Origin of the sequence: Rhodococcus spongiicola (assembly GCF_004011835.1) — a bacterium.
Classification (GTDB): Bacteria; Actinomycetota; Actinomycetes; order Mycobacteriales; family Mycobacteriaceae; genus Prescottella; species Prescottella spongiicola.
Genome location: NZ_RKLN01000003.1, coordinates 498631 through 511594, shown reverse-complemented (window position 1 = coordinate 511594; position 12964 = coordinate 498631). Strand labels below are relative to the sequence as shown.

At 66.6% G+C, this 12964-nt stretch carries 9 protein-coding genes; 4 read left to right on the top strand and 5 right to left on the bottom strand.

From position 1 onward, the window contains the following. Window positions 1-33: 33 nt before the first annotated feature. The 3 genes from EF834_RS10410 to EF834_RS10400 form a co-directional block, all read right to left on the bottom strand. A complete protein-coding gene (locus EF834_RS10410) occupies window positions 34-2553 on the bottom strand; it encodes a DEAD/DEAH box helicase (protein ID WP_127947117.1) in 2520 nt (839 codons plus the stop codon). Between the two features lie 59 nt (window positions 2554-2612). Continuing rightward, window positions 2613-3647 carry an alpha/beta fold hydrolase gene (locus EF834_RS10405; protein WP_127947116.1) on the bottom strand — a complete coding sequence of 345 codons (1035 nt, stop codon included), beginning with the start codon at window positions 3645-3647 and terminating at the stop codon, window positions 2613-2615. 227 nt (window positions 3648-3874) lie between these two features. Continuing rightward, the gene (locus tag EF834_RS10400) at window positions 3875-4801 is read right to left on the bottom strand and encodes a proteasome assembly chaperone family protein (protein WP_127947115.1); all 927 of its coding nucleotides are present in this window, start codon (window positions 4799-4801) and stop codon (window positions 3875-3877) included. 269 nt (window positions 4802-5070) lie between these two features. On the opposite strand from EF834_RS10400, the gene EF834_RS10395 reads away from it, so the two are divergent. Next, entirely contained in the window at window positions 5071-5766 is a 696-nt protein-coding gene (locus EF834_RS10395; RefSeq protein WP_127947114.1) for a DUF5642 family protein, read from the top strand. Between the two features lie 151 nt (window positions 5767-5917). Next, on the top strand, window positions 5918-7090 hold the full coding sequence (locus EF834_RS10390; protein ID WP_127947113.1) for a DUF4192 domain-containing protein: 1173 nt from the start codon (window positions 5918-5920) through the stop codon (window positions 7088-7090). On the opposite strand, the gene galE is transcribed toward EF834_RS10390, so the two are convergent. Both galE and EF834_RS10380 read right to left on the bottom strand, forming a co-directional pair. Next, on the bottom strand, window positions 7070-8065 hold the full coding sequence (gene galE / locus EF834_RS10385; protein WP_127947112.1) for a UDP-glucose 4-epimerase GalE: 996 nt from the start codon (window positions 8063-8065) through the stop codon (window positions 7070-7072). The two genes, EF834_RS10390 and galE, sit on opposite strands and share 21 nt — an antisense overlap. Before the next feature lie 39 nt (window positions 8066-8104). Continuing rightward, window positions 8105-8791 (bottom strand): metal-dependent transcriptional regulator, encoded by a 687-nt coding sequence (locus tag EF834_RS10380; protein WP_127947111.1) that lies wholly within the window; start codon window positions 8789-8791, stop codon window positions 8105-8107. Between the two features lie 150 nt (window positions 8792-8941). Between EF834_RS10380 and EF834_RS10375 the strand changes: the two genes are divergently transcribed. Together EF834_RS10375 and EF834_RS10370 are read left to right on the top strand one after the other, a co-directional pair. Next, window positions 8942-10216, top strand: a complete 1275-nt coding sequence (locus EF834_RS10375) for an acetoin utilization protein AcuC (protein ID WP_127947110.1) — start codon at window positions 8942-8944, stop codon at window positions 10214-10216. Then, window positions 10209-12896, top strand: coding sequence for a bifunctional acetate--CoA ligase family protein/GNAT family N-acetyltransferase (locus EF834_RS10370; RefSeq protein WP_127947109.1), 2688 nt, complete (start codon window positions 10209-10211; stop codon window positions 12894-12896). The genes EF834_RS10375 and EF834_RS10370 overlap by 8 nt, the downstream gene beginning before the upstream one ends. The last annotated feature ends 68 nt before the right edge of the window (window positions 12897-12964 follow it).

The following is a 12964-nucleotide window of genomic DNA, read 5'->3' as shown; positions in this document are numbered from 1 at the left end:
CGTTGCAGTGTCACACATCACACAAGAGCGAAACTAGCCCTCGGCCACCTCGAACTCGTCGAATACCACTTCACCGGCCGCGTCCGACTCGGCGAGGTTGACCTCACCGAGCAGGGCCCAGCCGTGGTCGCCTTTGGGGTCGTCGAGGACCTGCCGCACCCGCCACAGCTTCGGCTCGACGGTTACCTGGAAGAGCAACGGTCCACGGGCCGACGGGCCGGTTCCTATCTCGTCGTACTCGTCGAAGTAAAGCTCCATGAGGTCGGCCCAGTCGTCGGCGTCGAGGCCGTCCCCGAGCTCTCCCAACTCCTCCCAGCGCTCCCGCGCCGCCAGTTCGATGCGACGGAACATCGCGTTGCGGACCATCACCTTGAAAGCGCGGGTATTCGCGGTGATAGGACGGGGCGCGTCGGCCCCGAACGCCACCTGCTGGTCGTCGGACTCGACGCCCGGGTTCGTCAGCTGCTCCCACTCGTCGAGCAGGCTCGAATCCACCTGACGGATGAGCTCACCCAGCCACTCGGTGAGATCCTCGAGCTCCTCGGTACGGGCCTCCGCCGGAACCGTCTGCCGCAGTGCGCGGTATGCGTCCGCGAGGTAACGCAGCACCAGTCCCTCGGACCGAGCAAGGCCATAGTGGCTTATCAGTTCGGCGAACGTCATCGATCGCTCCACCATGTCGCGCACCACGGACTTGGGCGAGAGGGTGAACTCGCTCATCCACGGATGACCCGCTCGATAGGTCTCGAACGCGGGGAAGAGCAAGTCCGCCAATGGCTGTGGCCACGTGATCTCCTCGAGGAGTTCCATGCGCTCCTCGTACTCGATTCCGTCGGCCTTCATCTCGGCGATCGCCTCACCGCGCGCGGCGTGCTGCTGGGCCATGAGGATCTGTCGTGGGTCGTCCAGCGTCGACTCGATCACCGACACGACGTCGAGTGCGTAGCTGGGGGATTCGACGTCGAGAAGTTCGAGTGAGGCGAGCGCGAACGGCGAGAGCGGCTGGTTGAGCGCGAAGTCGCGCTGCAGGTCCACCGTCAGGCGCGCCAGACGACCGTGCTCGTCGGGTTCGTCGAGTTGCTCGACGATGCCCGCCTGCAACAGCCCCCGGTACAGCCGGATCGCCTTGAGGATGTGCCGACGCTGCGCCGGGCGCTGCTCGTGGTTGTCCTCGAGCAGATGTCGCATCGCCCGGAAACCGTTGCCGGGCCTCGCGATCACGTTGAGGAGCATCGAATTGCTCACCGAGAACCGGGAGACGAGCGGCTCGGGGGACGCGGCGGTCAGCTTCTCGAACGTCCCCTCGCCCCACGACACAAAACCTTCCGGGGGCTTCTTTCGCTGTACTTTCCGCCGCTTCTTCGGGTCGTCTCCGGCTTTCGCCAGTGCCCGCACGTTTTCGATCTCGTGCTCGGGTGCCTGGACCACGACATTGCCGAAGGTGTCGTAGCCGGCGCGGCCGGCACGGCCGGCGATCTGGTGGAACTCGCGCGCCCGCAACTGGCGGGTGCGGGCGCCGTCGAACTTCGTCAGGCCCGTCAGCAGCACCGTCCTGATCGGCACGTTGATGCCGACACCGAGCGTGTCGGTGCCGCAAATGACCTTGAGCAGGCCGTCCTGTGCCAGCCGCTCTACAAGCCGCCGATACTTGGGCAGCATGCCCGCGTGGTGGACGCCGATACCGTGACGGACCAAGCGCGACAGTGTCTTCCCGAACCCGGTTGTGAACCGGAAGCTGCCGATGGCCTCCGCGATCGCGTCCTTCTCCGAGCGAGTGCACAGGTTCACGCTCGTCAGTGCCTGCGCCCGCTCGAGTGCTGCGGCCTGCGTGAAGTGCACCACGTAGACGGGAGCCTGGTGGGTGGTGACGAGTTCCGCGATCTCCTCGCCGATCGGGGTCTGCGAGTAGGAGAAGTGCAGTGGCACCGGTCGTTCGGACCCCGACACCTCGGCCGTCTCCCGGCCCGTCCGCCGGGTGAGGTCCTTGCGCAGGTAGGTGACGTCACCGAGAGTCGCGGACATCAACAGGAACTGGGCCTGTGGCAGTTCGATCAGCGGAACCTGCCATGCCCAGCCGCGGTCCGGCTCGGAATAGAAGTGAAACTCGTCCATGACGACCTGTCCGATGTCGGAGTCCGGACCCTCGCGTAGCGCCAGGTTCGCGACGATCTCGGCAGTCGCGCAGATGATCGGGGCCGACGAATTCACCGACGCATCGCCGGTCATCATGCCGACGTTGTCCGCACCGAACACATCGCAGAGCGCGAAGAACTTCTCACTCACCAGCGCCTTGATCGGCGCGGTGTAGAACGTACGCCGACCTTCCGCGAGCGCGAAGAAGTGCGCACCGAGCGCGACCATCGATTTGCCCGAGCCGGTGGGGGTGGCGAGGATGACGTTGGCCCCGGAGACAAGCTCCATGAGCGCCTCCTCCTGCGCCGGGTACAACTGCAGGCCGCGGTCACTCGTCCACGAGGTGAACGCGTCGAACAGGGCGTCGGCGTCGATGCGCGTGGGGTGGCCAGTTCCGGGGAGCAGATCGGGCAGCAGCACCGTTACAGGCTAGAGCCTCGCGGAGGCATACGGGCATTCCGGACCTAGGTGGGCGGTCCTCAGGTGGCGCTGCGCTCGTCCGACCCCATCGCGTCGAGCACCGCCATCCGGGTTTCCGGCGTGCCGGTGATCGTTCCCTCGCCGACTCCGTGCATGAGCAGATCGCGCCAGCGGTTCGCATCGAACTCGAGCGGCGCCGTCGATTGCAAGAAGTCCTCGACGACCTTCAGGAACCTGATCGGATCGTCCCGGAACGGGAAATGTCCTGCGTTCTCGAAGATCTCGAGGTTCGAACCCGGCATCGCGGAGTGCGCAAGATGGGCGTGGCTGACCGGGATCACCGAGTCGCGCTGACCCCAGATGAGTTGGACCGGCAGATTCTCGGTCAGATAACACCGATCGAGTATGGTCACCACCTGACCGCGCCAGTCGACTACGGACCGCAACGTTCGCAGGTATGCCTCGTACGCCGTGGGATCGGGCAGGTCACCGAGTACCCGCACCAGGTCCGGGGTGTCGTGCAGCATCGCGCCCGGCCGCAACGGCGAGCCATGCACGGTGGCGACGATCTCGCTCGCGGCCCGGACAGCAGCCATCGCACCCGGAATGCGCAGCAGTTTGAGGGCCTCGTTGACCACGGGCATGGAGATGAGCCGCAGCAACGGATGCACATCCTTGGTCACTCCGCCGGCCGACACCAGGACCAGGCGGTCGACCATCTGGGGGAACTGGTACGCGAACTGCATCGCGACCCCGCCGCCCAAGGAGTGCCCGACGACGGTGGCCTTGTCGACATCCAGGACCGACAGCAGATCCCGCATGCCGTTCGCATAGGCGGCGACCGAGTAGTCTGCGCGGGGCTTGTCCGAACGCCCGTGGCCCAGCAGATCCGGAGCGATGACGGTGTGGTGTTGAGCCAGGTGCGGGATGATCTCACTCCACGTCGAGGAGTTGTCGCCGATCCCGTGGATCAAGAGGAGGGCGGGACCCTCGCCGGCGATGCGGAACGCCCGGCGGTAACCGTGGATGGTCCGGAAGACGAGCCGCGGTTCTGCATCCGGTACCGGGCGGAGCCTACGCGTGCGAGTGTCCATATCGCCTCCTGAAGCCGCTGCCCGGCTCGGGCGCTGCTCAGATGTTGATCATGTGAGTATATCCGTGCACCGAGAGGGAGCCGTGCACCGAGACCGTAGGTGCTCTCTCGCTGTGAGGGTTACTTCGGATAACGGAAAGGTATCGTTAACAACCGTACAACGGAATACAAACAAATGACCGGCTAATTGCAAACACCAGAACCCGCCGACGCTCCTGCAGGCGTCGTCTAGTCGTCGTCGCCCCGCGATTGCTCGGCCAGGAAGCGTTCGAACTCCGCACCCAGTTCCTCACCGCTCGGGAGATCGTCGTCGGTCGCGAGGAGCGAGGACTGTTGTTCCTGGGCCGCGACGTACGAGTCGTACTGGCCCTCGAGCGCGCGCACCACGGTCTGGATCTCCTCGTTCGAGGCGACGTGCTCGTCGATCTGCTCGCGAATGCGCGCCGACGCCTCACCGAGCGCGACCAGCGGCAGCTCGAGGTTCGAGATCTCCATGACGTTCTCGAGCAGCGTCTCGGCGGCGGCTGGGTACTCGGTCTGCGCGAGGTAGTGCGGAACGTGCACGGAGTAGCCCATCGACTCGTGGCCGTGCTGGCTCATCCTCAGTTCGAGCAGCGACGACGCGCTCCCTGGAACGCGGAGTTCACCCGACCAGCGGTGATGACCCTTGATCAGCTCCTTGTTCGTCGAGTGCGCGGTCACGCTCAGCGGGCGCGTGTGCGGAACCGCCATCGGAATGGCGTTGATCCCGATGGTGCGGCGCACTCCCAACTGTTCGGCGAGCAGTCTGACCGCCGTAGTGAATCGCTCCCAGCGTAGATCCGGCTCCATGCCGGCCAGGAGGAGGAAAGGTGTGCCGGCCGTGTCACGCAGGGCGTAGAGGTTCAGCTCAGGCGACTGGTAGTCGGAGAAGTGGTCAGCCTTGAACGTCATCGTGGGTCGTCGAGACCGGTAGTCGATCAGCTCGTCGACCGCGAACGACGCCACCAGCTCGGACTCGAGGCTCTCCCGTAGGTGCTTGGTGGCCAGCTTCACCGCATGCCCGGCATCGGAGAATCCCTCGAGGCCGTGAACCAGGACCGGGCCCAGGCCGTCGGCGGTGGACAGATGCGGCGCCGGGAACTCCAGCTCGTACATCTTCGACTGCTCGTCCATGACGGCTCCCTTTCATTTCGATTGTCTGTTTCCAGTGTCCCTCACCACCTGCCGGCAACCGAAACCGGAGACACTGGACGAGGTGCTGGGCGCCGACCGTGATCATTGCCCGGCGCTCCCAGAAGGCCAACACCGGATGGGCGAAGTACATTCCGAGGGCCGCCCGAGGCGAAGGGGGCGGGCCTTCGGTCCGGTTCGCGAGCATGGCGGCAGCAGGTGTGTCACGCTGAGCGGTGGATCGCAACGACCCAACGGTGGGAGGGCCGGGTATGTCGACGCGGACACGCCTCGCGCCGGTGCTCATTCCGGCGTCGGTCGTGTTGGCCGTCGGCCTGCTAGCCCTCGGGTGTTCAACGAAGGTGGACGGTGCTGCCCATCCAGTCGCTGACCATCCCACGAGTTCTCGGGTTCTCGCCGAACTGCTCCTCGAGCCGTCCCTCTTTCCGCCGCGGTATTCGGCCATCGTCCTTCCTCCACAGGCAGTTTCGCAGGCGGCACCTGATCTGACGGGTGTCCCGCCGGGTGCGCGAGTGGACCCGGCGGGATGTAAGCCGCCGGTGCAGGACTACGGGACCGATGGCACGGCCATGATGGTCGGCACCGACAACGTGAACCGCTCCACGATCACGATCGAACTCGTCCGGGTCAGGACGCCGCTCGCCGAACTCGGCGCACAGATCGCCGAGTGCCCCGAGGTGACGGCCACCCGCAACGGAGTCGAATCCACCGTGGCGACCGTGCTGACCCCGCCGCCACCGATGGACGCCGACGAGACCCTCGCCCTGCATCGGACGGTGAACTCGGGGCGGGGCGGGCAGGATGTCACGCAGTCGATGGTGACCCTCTTTGCCCAGGTCGGCGATGTGCGCGTGCAGGCGACGTCCATGTCGTTCGGAGCCGCCCACGACACCGCTACCCTCGACGATCTCTTCACATCCGCGGTTCTCAGGGTGCGGGCCGGCTGAGCCCGGAAGGTAGCACGCAGGTCCGACCCACCCCCGAGGTCCGGATCGCTCGACTCACCGGTTGTACACAGTCCAGGGCGCGATCCACAGATTCGAGAAAACCCCTGGTGAGTTCGGATTCGGACACCGCTGTGCGAGGCAGGGTCGAGACATGACGACCTCAGCATCGCGACACGATTCGCACCTCCCTCAGGGCTCCGACACCATCTCGCCGTCGAGCGCGGGCACCGACGTTCTTTGCGCAGTCCGGATCTCCGATCCGGGCACGTTGATCAGTGCGGTCCCGGCGTTACTCGGATTCCATCCGCGCCGCTCGCTCGTCGCGATCTGTCTGGCCGGTACCAGCGTCGGCGCCGTGATGCGCCACGACCTGCTCCTGACAACCGTCGGGCCGGACGCCGAAGTCATGGAACTTGTACTTGATCAGTTCGCCGCCGTCGCCGCTCGGGAGGGGGCCGATCAGATGGTGGTCGTCATGGTCGACGACCGGATTCCGTCTCGGCCCCAGGCAGCGGACCTGAACCGGTACGCAGGTATCGCCGACAAGTTCCGGGAGGTGCTACGCCGAGGAGGAACCGAACTCGTTGCCGTGCACGCCTGCTCGAGCATCCAGACCGGCGCGCCCTGGCGAGATCTCTTCGGGGCGGGCCGAGGAGTGCTTCCCGACCCGACCGCCTCCGAGGTGGCCGCCGCCCAGGTCCTGGGAGGGCGTCCGATTCGCGGATCTCGTGAGGAACTCGAAGCTGTTCTCGATCCGGTTTCCCCGCACGACCAGGTGCGTGTCGCCGACGTGATCGACGCAGCGCGCGAAGAGCGTGCAAGAGACGCCGCCCTGGCCCGGGCGGCCACCGACGATGTCGGAACTCATCGGCGGAGCCTGGAGCGGGTACTCTCCCAGATCGCACAGCTCGAGTCCGGCGACGAGCCGACCACAGCGGAGTGCGCAGAGTTGGCGCTCATGCTCGAAACCCCGAGTGTCCGAGACTCCCTGCTCGCACTGTCGGCGAGCGAGCAGGCCGACGCTGCCGAGCAGATGTGGATTCACTTGGGCAGAACCCTGCCCGACCCGGAACGTGCCGAGCCGTTGGCGCTCCTGGGATACAGCGCGTACATACGTGGTGACGGGCCGATGGCGGGGGTCGCGCTGTGCGCCGCCCTCTCGGCCGACCCGGGTCACCGCATGGCGAAACTGCTTGACGACGCCCTTCAGGCCGGCGTCAGGCCGGACGCTCTCCGCGACCTCGCGATCGTCGGTCACCAGGTCGCGCGCGATCTCGGCGTGCAGCTGCCATCGGTCGAGTCGCTACCGCCTCGCGGCGTGTGAACGATCACCGAGACCCTGCAGGTACGTCCAGGCGTCGGAGACGATTTCGTCGAGGTCGGTGTGCTGTGGTCGCCAGCCCAGCTCGTCGATCGCGCGTTCGCTCGAAGCTATGAGTACAGCGGGATCGCCGGCCCGGCGGGGCGCGTCCTCGGCTGCGATGGTCAGTCCCGTGACCTTCTCGCACGCCGAAATGACTTCGCGAACAGTGAATCCGGCGCCGCTTCCGAGGTTGTAGATCCTGTGGTGGCCTGGTTCGGACGACTCCAGCGCCAGTAGATGGGCCCCAGCGAGGTCGAGCACGTGGATGTAGTCCCGAACCGCAGTGCCGTCCTTGGTCGGCCAGTCGGTCCCGAACACCGAGATCTTGTCGCGCTGACCGAGCGCGACCTGGAGCACGAGGGGGATGAGATGGGTTTCGACGACTCGGTTCTCCCCGGCACCCTTGTATGCGCCCGCAACGTTGAAGTAGCGCAGGCTCGTTGCGGCGAGTCCGTGGGCCTTGGTGTACGACGTGATCGCGTGATCGATTGCGAGTTTGGTGGCGCCATACGGGTTGGTGGGACGGGTCGGAGCGTCCTCAGTGATCGGAGTCCGTTCGGGCTCACCGTAGGTCGCCGCCGTCGACGAGAAAACCAGCCGTGGGGTACCGGACAGTCGCATCGCCTCGAGCAGAGCCAACGTCGTGACGACGTTGCCCTGCCAATACTGCTCAGGCTTCTCCACGGACTCGCCGACGAGCGACTGCGCGGCGAAATGCAGGACTCCGTCGAAACGCCGTGCGCTGTCGCCTGACCCAAGGACGGACCGGGCGACAGCAGCGATATCGCCCTCGATGAACTCGGCGTCCGTCGGCACGGCGTCGGCATTGCCGGTCGACAAGTCGTCGACGACAACGACCTCGTGGCCGCGTTCGAGCAGGACCGTGCTGCACACGCTGCCCACGTAGCCGGCGCCGCCGGTAACCAGAAGTCTCACCGTTTGTCTCCTCGCTCGCCGGATCCGGCGAGCGAGGAGTCAGACCTGCTTCACCTGGACGGCGTGGGCCATATCCTCGGGAAGTTCGAATTCGTCATGACCAGATGCGGTGATCGTCACCGAACCGGGCCTGGTTTCGACTGTAACCCGCGCGTCGGGGACCACGCCTGCCGCACGGAGCTGGCCGATCAGCTCGGGATCGGACTGCACGTGCTCGGCGAGACGGCGGACGACGACAGCTGTCGGCTTGTCGGCGGGGATGTCGGTGAGTCGGATCAGCGACTCCGAGTTGCTGACCGGACCTTCGAGGCCCAGTTCGGCGAGGCCGGGAATCGGGTTCCCGTACGGGGACGTCGTCGGATTGTTGAGCACCTCGACGAGTCGCCGCTCGACCTCCTCGCTCATGACGTGCTCCCAGCGGCAGGCCTCTGCGTGCACCTGGTCCCAGTCGAGGCCGATCACGTCCACAAGCAACCGCTCGGCGAGGCGGTGCTTCCTCATCACGGCGACCGCGAGGCTGCGGCCCTTCTCGGTCAGCTCCAGATGCCGGTCGCCTGCAACCTGCAGTAGTCCGTCGCGTTCCATGCGGGCAACGGTCTGACTCACCGTCGGCCCGCTCTGGTCGAGCCGCTCTGCGATCCGTGCGCGCAGCGGAACGACCCCCTCTTCTTCCAAGTCGTAGATCGTTCGGAGGTACATCTCCGTGGTGTCGACCAGATCTTTCACTCTCACACCCCTTCGTCTGAAGAGGATTCTACCGGGCGAACTACCCACGGACCTCGCGTCCGGGTCCAGCGCGTTGTCGTCCTCGATCCTGGCCGCCGACATCAGCGCGGTGGCCTCGCGCGGGTCACATGGTGGAAGTAACTTGAGTTCATGAGCGCGCGGACTGGTTCTGTCGAGGATGCCCCGGCTTCCGGAGTCGGACGTGTCGTGGTGTGGAGCCCGGACTATCTCAGCTACCGGTGGAGTCCACAGCACCCCATGAACCCGACCCGGCTCGAGCTGACGATGGATCTCGCCCAGGGGCTTGGGCTCGTCGAGGGCGTGGAGGTGCTCCGGCCCGACCCGGCATCCGATGCCGAACTGCTCCGTATCCACACACCGGCATACATTGAGGCGGTCAAGCAAGCAGGCTCCGAGGCCGACGGCGACCTGCCTCCGGAAATCGCGGCGCGGCACGGCCTCGGTACCGAGGACAATCCGGTGTTTCAACGGATGCACGAGGCCAGCGCGATTCTCGCTGGTGGAACCCTGGCTGCGGCACGGCAGATCGCGTCGGGTCACGCACGACGCGCTGTCAGCGTCGGCGGCGGAATGCACCACGCGATGGCGGACTGGGCGTCGGGCTTCTGTGTGTACAACGATGTCGCGATCGCCATTTCTTGGTTGCTGGACAACGGATTCGACCGTGTCGCCTACATCGACATCGACGCCCATCACGGCGACGGCGTACAACACGCGTTCTTCGGCGACCCTCGGGTGCTGACGGTCTCCATCCACCAGCATCCGGCGACGCTGTGGCCGAACACCGGGTGGTCGAGCGAGATCGGTGCCGGCGCTGCCGAGGGCACCGCGATCAATCTTCCGGTGCTGCCCGGCACAGTGGATTCGCTGTGGCTGAGGGGGTTTCACGCCGTGGTGCCGGCAGCGATCGCAGCGTTCCGGCCGCAGATCGTGATCAGCCAGTGCGGTGCCGACAATCACCGTGAAGACCCGTTGGCGGACCTCGCGCTCACCGTCGACGGACAACGTGCCGCGTACCTGGCGATGCGGGATCTCGCGGATCGGTACGCGGAGGGACGATGGCTGGCCGTCGGCGGAGGCGGATACGGACTCGTGCGTGTGGTGCCGAGATCTTGGACCCACCTGATCGCATCGGTACTCGACCGCGAGATCGACCTCGTCACCGCTACCCCCGAAGCGTGGCGCAAGAAGGCACACGCGATCGCGCCGAGTGTCGATCCACCTGCGACGATGGGCGAGGGCGCCGACACGTCGTTCATGCGGTGGGACGGACCAGGGGGCACTCCGGAGACCGGCGTCGCGTCGATGGACCGGGCGCTGACCCGGATCGACGCGGCCGTCATCGCGACCCGCCGTGCCACGTTCCCGCTGCTCGGACTCGATCCGGAGGACCCCCGTGACTGATGGAACGACAACGGGCGCCGACCTCGAACGCGCCCACAACTTTCCTCCTCACTGGCTGGCCGACGTGCTCGCCTCGGACGGTGGGGTCGTGCATCTGCGGCCGATCGTTCCCGAGGACGCCGACAAACTCGTCGCCTTCCACGGCAAGCTGTCCGAGCGCACCCGCTATCTGCGCTACTTCGGCCCGTACCCGACGATGTCAAAGCGCGACATCGTCAACTTCACCACCGTCGATCACCACAACCGAGTGGCGTTGGTGGCGATCCTCGGCGACGAGATCATCGCGGTCGGCCGCTACGAGCGCCTCGTCGATGTCGGCGATGGCAGATCGGCCGAGGTCGCGTTCGTCGTCGCGGATGCTCACCAGGGCCGGGGGCTGGGGCCGATCCTGCTCGAGCATCTCGCCGGCGCGGCCGCTGAGAACGGCTTGAACATGTTCGTCGCCGAGGTTCTCGCCGAGAATCGCAACATGGTATCGGTGTTCCGAGAGGCCGGATACCAGGTCAGTCGCAGTTTCGAGGACGGCCTGCTGCGACTCGAGTTCGCTATCGATCCCACCGAAGCCCTTCTGTCCGTGCGGAACTCGCGTGAGCGGGTGGCAGAAGCGCGAAGCGTGCGCAACGTCCTGAGTCCCCGTTCGGTCGCGGTGATCGGCGCCTCCACCGACAGCTCCAAGGTCGGCAACGCGGTGCTGGTGAACCTTCTGAGCGGCAACTTCACCGGGCCGGTCTACCCGGTCAATGCCGAACACCGCTCGGTCCGCGGAGTCCGCGCCTACCCGACGGTCCGTGACATCCCCGACGACGTCGACCTAGCTGTGGTCGCGGTCCCGGCGGAATCGATCGACTCGGTCCTCGACGACTGCCTCGCCAAGGGCGTCAGGGGACTCGTCGTCGTCTCTGCCGGGTTCAGTGAGTCCGGCCCACCCGGACGTGACTCGGAGCGCCGACTGGTCCACGCGGCGCGGGCTCACGGCATGCGGTTGATCGGCCCCAATGCACTCGGCGTCGCGAACAACGACGTGGCGGTGTCCTTGAACGCGACCCTCGCACCGGTGCTCCCGAAGCGGGGCAACGTGGGCTTCTTTTGTCAGTCGGGTGCGCTGGGTATCGCGATCCTCGATCAGGCCGCCAAGCGGCGCCTGGGGGTGTCGACGTTCGTCTCCGCCGGAAACCGCGCCGACGTCTCCGGCAACGACCTGCTGCAGTACTGGGATACCGACCCCGAGACCGAGGTCGTCCTGCTCTATCTGGAGAGCTTCGGCAACCCCCGCAAGTTCTCCAGGATCGCTCGACGCGTGGCCCGGACCAAGCCGATCGTCGCCGTGAAGAGTGGCCGGCATGCGGTCCCCCCCGCGCTCGCCGTCACTGGTGTCGCGATGGACGATTCGATCGTCCGGGCGTTGTTCGAGCAATCCGGTGTCGTACAGGTCGGCTCGATCTCGCAGCTGTTCGACTGCGCGCTGCTGTTCGGGTACCAGCCGCTTCCGGCAGGCCCCCGGGTAGCTGTGGTCGGTAACTCGAGTGCGCTCGGTGTGCTTGCGGCCGATGCGGCGCGTCGCGAGGGGCTGCAGGCGGGAGAGCCGGTGGACCTCGGGGCGCAGGCCAGCCCCGAGGTGTTCGCCGACGCGGTCTCGACGGCACTGGAGTCGTCGAACGTCGATGCCGTGATCGCCGTGTTCGCGCCGCCGGTCGCCGTGGCCGTCGAGCCGTACGCACGAGCCTTGCGTGAGGCGGTCGTCGGGGCCGGCAAGCCGATCCTCACCACCTTCCTCGCGGCCGAGGGCATCCCGGACGTACTGGCGGTGCGTGGGACGGGCGGGAACCCGATGCGCGGTTCGGTGCCGTCGTTTCCCGGACCGGAACGGGCGGCGTTGGCACTGGCCCGGGCGTGGCGGTACTCCGCGTGGCGTGAACGTCCGGCCTCGAAGGTGGTCCGACCCAACGGTATCGACCCAGACAGGGCCCGGCGGCTCGTGGAAGGCTGGCTCGGCGGGTCGAACGGGCGCTGGCTGTCGGACTTCGAGGCGGCACAGCTGCTCGAGTGCTACGGAATCCAAGTCGTCGAGTTCCGAGCGGCCACCACCGCGGACGAGGCGGCCCTGGCAGCCGACGAACTCGGCTATCCGGTCGCGGTCAAGGCGACCGGCGAGCTGTGGCGACATCGGCCCGATCTCAGCGGCGTCCGACTCGACCTGGTTGGCCCCGATTCGGTACGGACGGCGTACCGGGATCTGGCGTCGGCTTCTGGCGAGCCGCTGCTGCACGTCCAGAAGATGGCAACCAAGGGGATCGGCTGCGTGGTCGAGGTCCAGGACGATCCGTCTTTCGGTTCGCTGATCTCGTTCGGACTGGCCGGGGTCATCTCCGATCTGCTCGGAGACCGCGCTTACCGGGTGCTTCCGCTAACCGAGGACGAGGCCGTGGAACTGATCGACGCGCCGAAGGCGGCCCCGCTGCTGTCCGGGTACCGCAGTGCCGTCCCCGTCAACAAGCAGGCGCTCGTCGACCTGGTGCGGCGGGTGTCGACGCTGGCCGACGACCTGCCGGAGGTTCGTGCCCTCTCCTGTGAACCGGTTCTGGCATCTGCAGAGGGTGCACAGATCACCGATGCCTGCGTGCGGATCGGGCCCGAACCGAGCGTGGCGGACGGCGGTCCGCGACGCCTACGCGAGTGGTGAGTGAGCCCACAGGAAACGAAAAACCCGGCCGGATGCGGATCCTGAGGGGGGAAGGATCCGCATCCGGC